The sequence below is a fragment of the Rhizobium sp. BR 314 genome (assembly GCF_047445805.1).
Classification (GTDB): Bacteria; Pseudomonadota; Alphaproteobacteria; order Rhizobiales; family Rhizobiaceae; genus Rhizobium; species Rhizobium lusitanum_B.
The window spans coordinates 97,270-106,961 of the sequence record NZ_JARWLA010000023.1; the positions used below are offsets into that span (position 1 = coordinate 97,270).

The window sequence follows — 9,692 nt, forward strand, 5'->3', positions numbered from 1 at the left end:
GGAGAGAGACAATGCGCTTTGAGAACGCGAACGATCTGCTGAACACTGGATACCTGAAGATCGAGTCAGGCGTGGTGGATTACGACGATGGTTTCAAAACCGTTTGTGCTTACACCCGCATGACCGGGTGCAAGGCCAAGATGGTGGACTGGTGGTTCGGCTGGCTTGGCGGCACCGACCAGTACAAGCTTTGGCATCCTCGCGACCATGTGTTCAGCGACTGGGAAAATCGTCAGTCCGGCACCTACATCGGCTCCAGCCATCTCGTTCACGAATATCTCGGCGGCGACGACGGTCCGCTGTTCAAGCTCCGCATCAATTTCCGTGATCCGCATGAGTTCTTCGATCAGCGGCGATACGCCGCCTTCGACGGAACGGCCGTTTGCGCCCGGATCGGTAGCCTAGAACAGCCCGTCAATCTCGGGCGCATGACGCACTTCGTCCGCAATACCGATTTCGGCTGTGAAATGCGCTCAAGGTTCTTCCTGGGGCACATCGAGAGCCGCGATCCCGATCATGACTTTTCGGAGGAGGAAAAGGCGAGCCTGCGGCGTGAGCTTGTCACCGAAGACCTCGCCAGACGCCTCCATCAGCATGCCACCGAAGAGATGGGATATCTCGGTGAATTGTTGCCGGTGTTTTACCGGCAGGTGACTGGGGACGTGACGGTCTAAATTCATCGGACTTATCTGGGAGGATAAAATGAGTTCGAATGGCAATAACGATAACAGAGGCTCGACGCGTCGCTCGGTCTTGCGGGCCGGTCTGGGATTGCTCGCGGCGCCCGCTATTCTTCACTTCACCCGCGCCTATGCAAAAAGCCCGACCATCAAAGTGGGTCATGTGAGCCCGGTCACCGGACCGCTTGCGGGCTTTGCCGAAGCCAACGACTATATTCTGAACAGCATCAGGAAATCGCTTTCATCTGTCGAGAATAACGGCAAATCGTGGTCGATTGAGGTCATTTCGAAGGACAGTCAGTCCAACCCCAATCGCGCCGCCGAGGTGGCGGCGGACCTTATCCTGAAGGACCAGGTTGACATTATCGTCGCCGCCTCGACGCCCGATACGGTCAATCCGGTTTCCGATCAGGCCGAGGCCAACGGGACGCCATGTATTACGACCGACTGCCCGTGGCAGCCATATTTCTTTGGAAGAAATGGCAAGCCCGACCAGGGCTTCGAGTCGACCTATCATTTCTTCTGGGGCCTGGAAGATGTCATCGGCGCGTTCCTGTCTCTATGGGGCAATCCGAACGTCGCACAGAAGGTCGGCGGCCTCTTCCCAAATGATGCCGATGGAAATGCCTGGGGCGATGCGGAGCGCGGCTTTCCCAGGCCGCTGAAGGAAGCAGGCTACGCGCTGACCGATCCCGGCAGATATCAACCCATGTCGGATGACTTCTCCGCGCAAATCTCCGCATTCAAGGCGGCAGGCGCCGAGATCGTCACCGGAAACATGATACCTCCAGACTTCGGCACCTTCTGGAGCCAGGCGGGTCAACAGGGTCTGAAGCCCAGGATCGTTACAATTGGCAAGGCGCTTCTGTTCCCTTCGGTCGTCGCGTCGTTGGGAGATAGAGGCATTGGGCTTTCCTCCGAAATCTGGTGGTCGCCGAACCACCCGTTCTCGTCCAGTCTGACCGGGGAAAGCTCGCAGCAGCTTGCCGAGGGATACGTTAGAGCTTCGAATCGTCCATGGACGCAGCCAATCGGCTTCAAGCATGCGCTCTTCGAAGTGGTGGCCGACGTCGTCAGGCGGGCTGCAGATCTGGGAGAGCCTGCCTCGATCATCGAGGCGATCAGGAAAACCAATATGAAGACGATTGTCGGTCCGGTCGATTGGTCGAAGGGGCCAGTCAAGAACGTGACAAAGACCCCCTTGGTCGCCGGTCAATGGCAACGCGCCAACGGCAAGGCAGAACTGGTGATCACGACCAACAAGACCGCGCCCGAAATCCCCGTCGGCGGCGAACTGAAGCTCCTCTGAGTTGCTTGCGTGGTCGCCCGCAGAGAGTGGACGGCTGTCAAACCGAGAGAACACGATGTCCATTATTGAACTGGATAAGGTCAGCAAGCGGTACGGCGCCCTCCAGGTGACCGACAATGTCTCATTGTCGGTTGCTGCGGGCGAAGCCGTCGGGATCATTGGCCCGAACGGTGCAGGAAAGACGACGCTGTTCAACCTGATTGCCGGGACGACATTGCCTGATGCCGGCACGATCCACTTTGACGGGTCGGACGTGACGCGTGTGCCGGCGCGAAGCCGCTGTCATCGCGGCATTGGCCGTTCGTTTCAGATACCGCATCCCTTCGTCGGCATGACGACCTACGAAAATGTGCTGGTTGGCGCGACATTCGGCGGTCGTACCAGCGAAAAGGCTGGTGCAGCGAAAGCCGTCGAGGTTTTGGAGCTCACGGGCCTTGCAAAGAAGGCCAATACGCTTGCGGGGCAATTGACCTTGCTGGAGCGCAAGCGGCTTGAAATGGCACGCGCACTGGCAAGCTCTCCAAAGCTGCTCCTCCTCGACGAAATTGCCGGTGGTCTCACCGAACCGGAATGCGTCGAGCTTGTCGCTGCGATCAAGAGCGTTCGCAGTCAGGGTGTTTCGATCATCTGGATCGAGCACGTCGTCCATGCGCTCCTCGCGGTCGTCGACCGCATCGCCGTCGTTGACTTCGGACGGAAGATTGCCGATGGCGACCCTGCCAGAACCATGGCCAGCCCCGAGGTTGTTGCGATCTATATGGGTATAGAGGGCGAGGTGGCGCATGCCTGAAGTCGTTCTTTCCACGCATGACTTGATGGCTGGCTACGGAGACTTCCAAGCACTCTTCGGTGTCGATCTGACGCTGAACCGTGGCGAAGTCCTTGCTCTGATCGGCGCAAACGGTGCAGGCAAGAGCACGCTGCTGAAGGCCGTCACCGGTCTGGTTTCCTGTCGGAGCAACATGGTCCGTTTCCACGGCAAGGAAATCGGCGGGCAACGTCCCGACAGGATCGCGCGTGAGGGTATTGCCCTTGTTCCGGAGGGGCGGCGTCTGTTTCGATCGCTGACCGTTGAAGAGAATTTGATCATCGGCGGCGAACGCGCCAAATCCGGCGCATGGACGCTTGAACGCATCTATTCCCTTTTCCCCATCCTGGCCGAACGTCGGAAGAACCCCGGAACGGCATTATCGGGCGGGCAACAGCAGATGGTCGCGATTGGCCGTGCCCTGATGGCGAACCCGGATGTGATCCTCTTCGATGAGATTTCACTCGGTCTCGCGCCTGTCGTCATCAAGGACATCTACACCGTTCTTCCAAAGATCGTCGACAGCGGTGTGTCGGCAATCCTCGTCGAACAAGACGTATCACGCGCGCTCTCTGTGGCTCATCGCTTCGTCTGCATGCAAGAGGGCAAGATCTCCCTGGCAGGGCAGCCATCACAATTCAGCCGAGCCGAAGTCACGGCCGCTTACTTCGGGACTTGACGCCATGGATTGGATCAACGCCATCATTCAGGGAATACTGCTCGGCGGACTATACGCGCTCTTCGCGGCTGGCCTCTCTTTGATCTTCGGCGTTATGCGGCTGGTCAATATCGCACATGGCGATCTTATCGTGCTGGCCGCTTACGTCGCTCTGGTCGTTGTGCAGGCCACCGGCTTGCATCCACTCGCCTTGGCTCTGTTGGTCGTTCCGATCATGGCACTCATTGGTTATGCGCTTCAGCGGTTCCTGCTCAATCCGACAATCGGCAAGGATCTCCTCCCGCCGCTATTGGTGACTTTCGGGATTTCCGTTCTGTTGCAGAACGGGCTGCTGCTGGGGTTCACAGCCGACAGTCGTCGCCTGCCGGCGGGTCCCCTGGAAACCGCCAGCTTCGATGCCTTTTCGGGGCTCACAATTGGTGTCCTGCCATTGCTGATGTTCGTTGTCTCGATCCTGGTGATCTTCGGCCTCGATCGGATCTTCTTTCACACGTCGCTTGGTCGTGCATTTCGTGCCACATCCGATGATGGTGAGGTGGCGCAGCTGATGATGATTGACCGTCGCCACATCTTTGGAATGGCGATGGCACTCTCCCTCGGCGTGGTCGCGATCGCGGGCATATTCCTTGCCATCCGCACGAACTTCGATCCTTCCTCAGGCCCGACAAGACTGATCTTTGGTTTTGAGGCGGTCATCATCGGGGGCCTCGGCAATCTCTGGGGAACGCTCGCCGGCGGCATCGTGCTGGGTGTCGCTCAGGCCATCGGTGCCCAGATTTCGCCTGGATGGCAAATCCTCGCCGGGCACATCGTCTTTTTCATTGTGCTGGCCTTTAGCCCACGCGGCCTTTTCCCGAAAATGGATTGACAAAGATGAGCTTCCGCATCGAACGCTTTACCCCTGCCAGTCATGCGACATCGATCGTCGCATGCCTGGTTCTCATCGGGTTGGTCGCCGCACCATGGCTCACCGGCCGAGCCAATATAAGACTGCTTGGCGAGATGTTCTCGTTCCTGGCTCTGGCCAGCCTTTGGAATCTGCTCTCAGGCTATTGCGGTCTCGTATCCGTCGGCCAGCAAGCCTTCGTCGGTTTCGGCGGATACATGCTGTTTGCGCTCGCGATTTTCTTAGGGTTGGATCCGCTCGCCGCTATCCTCTTGGCCGGTGTCCTTGGGGCGGTCATTGCCGTTCCAATCGGGACCTTGCTGTTTCGGCTTCATGGCGCGTATTTCGCAATCGGAAGCTGGGTGTTTGCAGAAGTGCTGCGACTATCGTTTGCCCAGATTTCTTCGCTCGGCGGCGGCTCGGGATCGAGCCTGCCCACCTCCGTCATTACGGGGATCGCGAGCAGCAGAGAATGGCGCGAAATCCTCATTTATTGGACTGGCCTCGCGCTCGCGGTCGCATCGGTGTTGTTCGTGGTGGTTCTGCTACGCTCGAAGGCCGGACTGGCTTTGACAGGGTTGCGGGACAGCGAGATTGCCTCCGAGAGCCTGGGCATCAATTCCTGGCGCACGAAGATGACGGTCTATGTCAGCGTCGCTGGCCTCACCACCATGGTCGGATCGTTCATCTTCCTGCAGAAGCTTCGCATCTCCCCGGATGCAGCCTTCAGCGTGAACGACTGGACGGCCTATGTGATCTTCATTGCGGTCATTGGAGGCATTGGCACGATAGAGGGCCCTATCATCGGCACGATCGTCTTCTTTCTGCTGCGCGAGACGCTCGCGGATCTGGGGACCACCTATCTGATGATCTTGGGCGCACTTGCCATCGTGATCATGCTCAAGGCGCCGCGCGGCATCTGGGGGACCTTGAGCGAGCGCACCGGCGTCTCGCTCGTGCCCATCCGCCGGCGCGTCATTTTCCAATAGATTTTAAATACGGAACGAGAGGTCTTTGTCTTGAGAGTTTCCAATGAACATATCGACGCCGTGGGCGCGCCAAGCCGATGGCATGTCATGGCTGCCTCGTTCGCCAGTTACGCATTCGATGCCATGGACTTCATGTTACTGGCGCTCGCCTTGCCGCTCATCATCAAGGAGTGGAATCTAAGCTTGGCAGACGCCGGGCTTTTGGGAACGGCCGGCATGATCGGCGTTGGCTTGAGCAGCGTCGTCATCGGCTGGTACTCGGACAATTACGGCCGCCGAAAGGCGCTGATCATCAGCCTGCTCGTGTTTGGCCTGTTTACCGCAGCGGCGGCTCTGGCGCGCGGCTGGACGGACCTGATCATTCTCCGATTTATCGCCGGCCTTGGGCTTGGAGGGGTTTGGGGCGTTGCCGCAGCCTTTATCAACGAGACGTGGCCGAAGCATCTGCGTGGCAGGGTCATTTCGTTCGTATTGAGCGCATGGCCGATCGGCTTTGGCATTGCAGCGGTTCTTGCACATTCCATCATGCCGAACTGGGGGTGGCGGATCCTGTTCCTGTGCGGTGGCGGCGCAATCATCACCGTCATCTATATCTTGTTCTTCGTTCCGGAATCGCAGGTCTGGGCAGAGGAAAGGAAGAAGGCTGCACGGGCGGCCACCAAGCAACGCGCCTCGATTGCCGAGATCTTCTCAGCTGAGCTCCGGCGGAAGACAATCCTTGGCACTATCGCAGCGAGCTGCGCACTGGTCGGCTACTGGGGCACAAACACGTGGCTACCGACCTATCTGGTGCAGGAGCGCGGCCTGGATGCCAGCCATATGACGATTTTCATTATCATGCTCAACGTAGGCATGTTCGTCGGCTACCAGATTTTTGGCTTTCTTGCCGACAAGATCGGCCGCCGCACATCGCTTCTGATTTGCTTTGCAGGCGCGACGATCATGTTGCCGATCTACGCGTCGATCCATGACAACAATTTGTTGTTCTGGATGGGCCCGCTATTGGCGATCTTCTTTGCCTATGCTGGTCCGTTTGGATCGTACTTTCCGGAACTCTATCCTGCCCGGGTGCGTGGGACAGGGGCAGGCTTTTGCTTCAACGTCGGCCGGGGCATCTCCGCATTCGCCCCATTCGTGCTGGGCCAGGTCGGAACGCGTTATGGGCTGGCAATGGGGATAGGACTTTGCGCGATTGGTTTCCTTGGGGCTGGCGTGACCATGCTCTTTCTCCCGGAAACCAGGGGTGCTCGCACCTTGCTGCCGGATAGCGACAACGCCAGTGAGGCTGTGCAGCGGTCATAGCGCAAGCGACGGCACGGGGCGCCTCGTTCGCCCCGTGCCTGCAATACAGCAGGAGCGGCAATCCGCTCATCGAAAGGAACCGACATGGCTGACTTGTCCAAAAAAGTTATTATCACCTGTGCAGTGACCGGGGGCATTCACACGCCCACAATGTCAGACGCGCTCCCATTCACGCCGGAAGATATCGCCCGCCAGTCTATCGAGGCCGCGGAAGCCGGCGCCTCCATTCTCCATTTGCACGCCCGCAATCCCGAAGATGGCCGGCCGACACCCGATCCGGCCGTGTTCATGCAGTTCCTGCCGCGCATCAAGCAGTCGACCGACGCCGTGATCAACATCACCACCGGCGGCGGACTGAACATGACCGTCGAAGATCGTCTCGCCGCCCCGCTGATCGCCAAGCCGGAAATGTGCTCGCTCAACATGGGGTCGATGAACTTCGGCATCTATCCGCTGGCGGATCGGTATTCCAACTGGAAATACGATTGGGAGGAGCCTTACCTGCGCGGCACGGACGATTTCATCTTCAGAAACACCTTCAGGGACATCGAGCGTATCCTCAAAATCCTTGGAGAGGAGCACGGCACCAAGTTTGAGCACGAGTGCTACGACGTCGGCCATCTCTACAATCTTGCTCACTTCGTTGATCGTGGGCTCGTCAAAGGCCCGTTCTTCGTTCAGATGATCTTCGGCATTCTGGGTGGGATCGGCCCCGAGTTGGACAATCTCATGTTCATGAAACGAACCGCAGACCGTCTTTTCGGCGATCAGTACCGTTGGTCCGTCTTAGCCGCGGGTCGGTTCCAGATGCCATTTGCGACGCAATCGGCCATGCTTGGCGGTTCTGTCCGCGTCGGACTTGAAGACTCGCTCTATATCGGACGCGGAAAGCTCGCAAATTCCAATGCGGAGCAGGTTGGCAAGATAAAGGCGATCCTTCAAGAACTTGGGCATGAGGTCGCGACCCCGGCTGAGGCCCGTCAAATCCTGGGCCTGAAGGGTGGCGATCAGGTTGGGTTCTGACTAAGGTACGGGCCAAAAGAGGTCGAGGTTCGATTCATGACTGACGCGGTAAAGAGCAACGATGACAGCCGTTCCGGCATCCAGGTGATCGCGCGAGCAGCAGCGATCCTCAGGAGCTTGAAGAACGAAAGTGACGGCTTGAGTCTTGGGCAGATTGCCGATCGCGTCAATCTGCCACGCTCGACTGTTCAGCGTATCGTCGGGGCGCTGCAGACTGAGCGGCTCGTGATTGCGGCAAGTCCGGACCGGGGCATTCGCCTTGGCCCGGAGATCGGTGCTCTGGCGGATTCGGCGCGGATTGATGTCCTCGAAATGCTGCGGCCGTATCTGGTCGAGCTGGCACGAAGGACCAAGGAGACAGTCGATCTTGCCGTGTTCAGATCGAAGCGGCTTGTATTCGTCGATCAAATCCCGGGCACGCATCGGCTGCGGACCGTTTCGTTCGTTGGGGAGAACTTTCCGCTCTGCGACACGGCCAACGGCAAGGCTTGCCTTGCCAAGCTGAGCGACACGCAAATTCTCGCCCGCCTCCAGGAGGAGCAGCCTTCCATTGCGGAGAATGCGGCAGCCCTTCGGACCTATAAGGCGGAGATCGAGATGATCCGATCTACCGGAATTGCGTTCGACCGAGACCAGCACACCGACGGAATTTCGGCGGTCGGCGCGGCCTTCTACGACCTTCAGGGAGACCTCTACGCTATCTCGGTGCCGACCCCGAGCGCACGATTTCATTCGCACGAGAAGCTACTCATCAATGAACTGAGCCGCACGCTCGCACTAATAGTCGCGCTGGAGATTTTCCGGGCGAATTGAGGGAAGTTACACCGGTGGCGGCAGCGTCAGGAAGGGCGGGGTGTTTCTGACCGTCAAGGCCGTGTTCAACCGGCTCTCGCGCATCTTGCCTGCGGTCTATTCCAAGTTCGGCGATGGAAGGATTGGGGCCATGGATTGGTCCGTGGCTCTATCTCCACTGTATGGCTGCTCGTCGTGCAGAAGCGCAATCGGCAAGCATGGGTGGAGTAAGGAAAATGCCGCAAGATGGACTGCGGCGTTAAGCTGTCGGAGGGCGTCGAGCAACGGCAACAGCTTGTCGTCCGCTAGGAGCCGACGGAAGAGCTGCTCGTTTCGTGGGTCTATCTACGGTCGCTGATCAACAAGCTGGCCCACGGGCGGATAGGTGTTTTTGCCAATCCGACCACATGCCCCTTGAAACGTGCTGGCTGATTGCTTCGAGGAGCGGCGGTGAGCCGCTTCCGGCATATCAGGCAACAAGCCCACCATGAATTGCGTCAAAGCGCCTCGAAGCACATGGCAACACCCATGCCGCCGCCGATGCACAGCGTGGCAAGTCCCTTGCGGGCGCCGCGGCGCTTCATTTCGAACAGCAGCGTGTTGAGAACGCGCGCGCCGGACGCGCCGATCGGATGACCGATGGCAATCGCGCCGCCATTGACGTTGACGATCGACGTATCCCAGCCGAGATCCTTGTTGACGGCGCAAGCCTGGGCAGCAAAGGCTTCGTTGGCCTCGACCAGATCGAGATCGCCAACGGACCAGCCGGCCTTTTCCAGAGCCCTGCGGGATGCCGGAATGGGGCCGGTGCCCATGATCTGCGGATCGACGCCAGCCGTTGCCCAGGAAACGATGCGCGCGAGCGGCTGAATGCCGCGGCGCGAGGCTTCCGCCTCGGTCATCAGCACCGCAGCAGCCGCGCCGTCATTCAGGCCGGAGGCGTTGCCGGCAGTCACGGTGCCTTCCTTGTCGAAGGCCGGGCGCAGCTTCACCATGCCGTCCAGCGTCGCGCCATGGCGGATATATTCGTCGGCATCGACGGTTACTTCGCTCTTGCGCGTCTGGATCGTGAAGGGGACGATCTCATCCTTGAAGCGCCCCGCCTTCTGGGCGGCTTCCGCCTTGTTCTGCGAGGAAACGGCGAACTGGTCCTGCTCCTCGCGGGAAAGCTGCCACTGGCGGGCGACGTTTTCCGCCGTGATGCCCATGTGGTAGCCGTAGAAG

General features: G+C 59.1%; 10 protein-coding genes. 9 read left to right on the plus strand and 1 reads right to left on the minus strand.

Annotated elements, in window-relative coordinates; all coding sequences use genetic code 11:
• The first annotated feature begins 11 nt into the window (after positions 1-11).
• The 9 genes from QD461_RS24490 to QD461_RS24530 all read left to right on the plus strand — a co-directional run bounded on the left by QD461_RS24490 (position 12) and on the right by QD461_RS24530 (position 8,489).
• Positions 12-674: a DAPG hydrolase family protein gene (locus tag QD461_RS24490; protein ID WP_414090058.1), complete on the plus strand. Its 663-nt coding sequence runs from the start codon at positions 12-14 to the stop codon at positions 672-674.
• A gap of 28 nt (positions 675-702) precedes the next feature.
• Complete coding sequence (locus QD461_RS24495; RefSeq protein WP_414090059.1) at positions 703-1,989, plus strand: ABC transporter substrate-binding protein; 1,287 nt, start codon at positions 703-705, stop codon at positions 1,987-1,989.
• Between the two features lie 55 nt (positions 1,990-2,044).
• Complete coding sequence (locus QD461_RS24500) at positions 2,045-2,779, plus strand: ABC transporter ATP-binding protein (RefSeq protein ID WP_414090060.1); 735 nt, start codon at positions 2,045-2,047, stop codon at positions 2,777-2,779.
• Positions 2,772-3,476 (plus strand): ABC transporter ATP-binding protein, encoded by a 705-nt coding sequence (locus QD461_RS24505; RefSeq protein WP_414090061.1) that lies wholly within the window; start codon positions 2,772-2,774, stop codon positions 3,474-3,476. Before QD461_RS24500 ends, QD461_RS24505 begins: the two co-directional genes overlap by 8 nt.
• 4 nt (positions 3,477-3,480) lie before the next feature.
• Entirely contained in the window at positions 3,481-4,344 is an 864-nt protein-coding gene (locus tag QD461_RS24510; protein WP_414090062.1) for a branched-chain amino acid ABC transporter permease, read from the plus strand.
• 5 nt (positions 4,345-4,349) lie between these two features.
• Complete coding sequence (locus QD461_RS24515; RefSeq protein ID WP_414090063.1) at positions 4,350-5,351, plus strand: branched-chain amino acid ABC transporter permease; 1,002 nt, start codon at positions 4,350-4,352, stop codon at positions 5,349-5,351.
• A 30-nt stretch (positions 5,352-5,381) separates the two neighbouring features.
• Positions 5,382-6,653: an MFS transporter gene (locus QD461_RS24520; RefSeq protein WP_414090064.1), complete on the plus strand. Its 1,272-nt coding sequence runs from the start codon at positions 5,382-5,384 to the stop codon at positions 6,651-6,653.
• 84 nt (positions 6,654-6,737) lie between these two features.
• Positions 6,738-7,676, plus strand: coding sequence for a 3-keto-5-aminohexanoate cleavage protein (locus tag QD461_RS24525; protein ID WP_414090065.1), 939 nt, complete (start codon positions 6,738-6,740; stop codon positions 7,674-7,676).
• A gap of 36 nt (positions 7,677-7,712) precedes the next feature.
• Positions 7,713-8,489: an IclR family transcriptional regulator gene (locus tag QD461_RS24530; protein WP_414090066.1), complete on the plus strand. Its 777-nt coding sequence runs from the start codon at positions 7,713-7,715 to the stop codon at positions 8,487-8,489.
• A gap of 476 nt (positions 8,490-8,965) precedes the next feature.
• On the opposite strand, the gene QD461_RS24535 is transcribed toward QD461_RS24530, so the two are convergent.
• A partial coding sequence (locus QD461_RS24535; protein ID WP_414090067.1) for an acetyl-CoA C-acyltransferase occupies positions 8,966-9,692 on the minus strand: 727 nt, incomplete at its 5' end.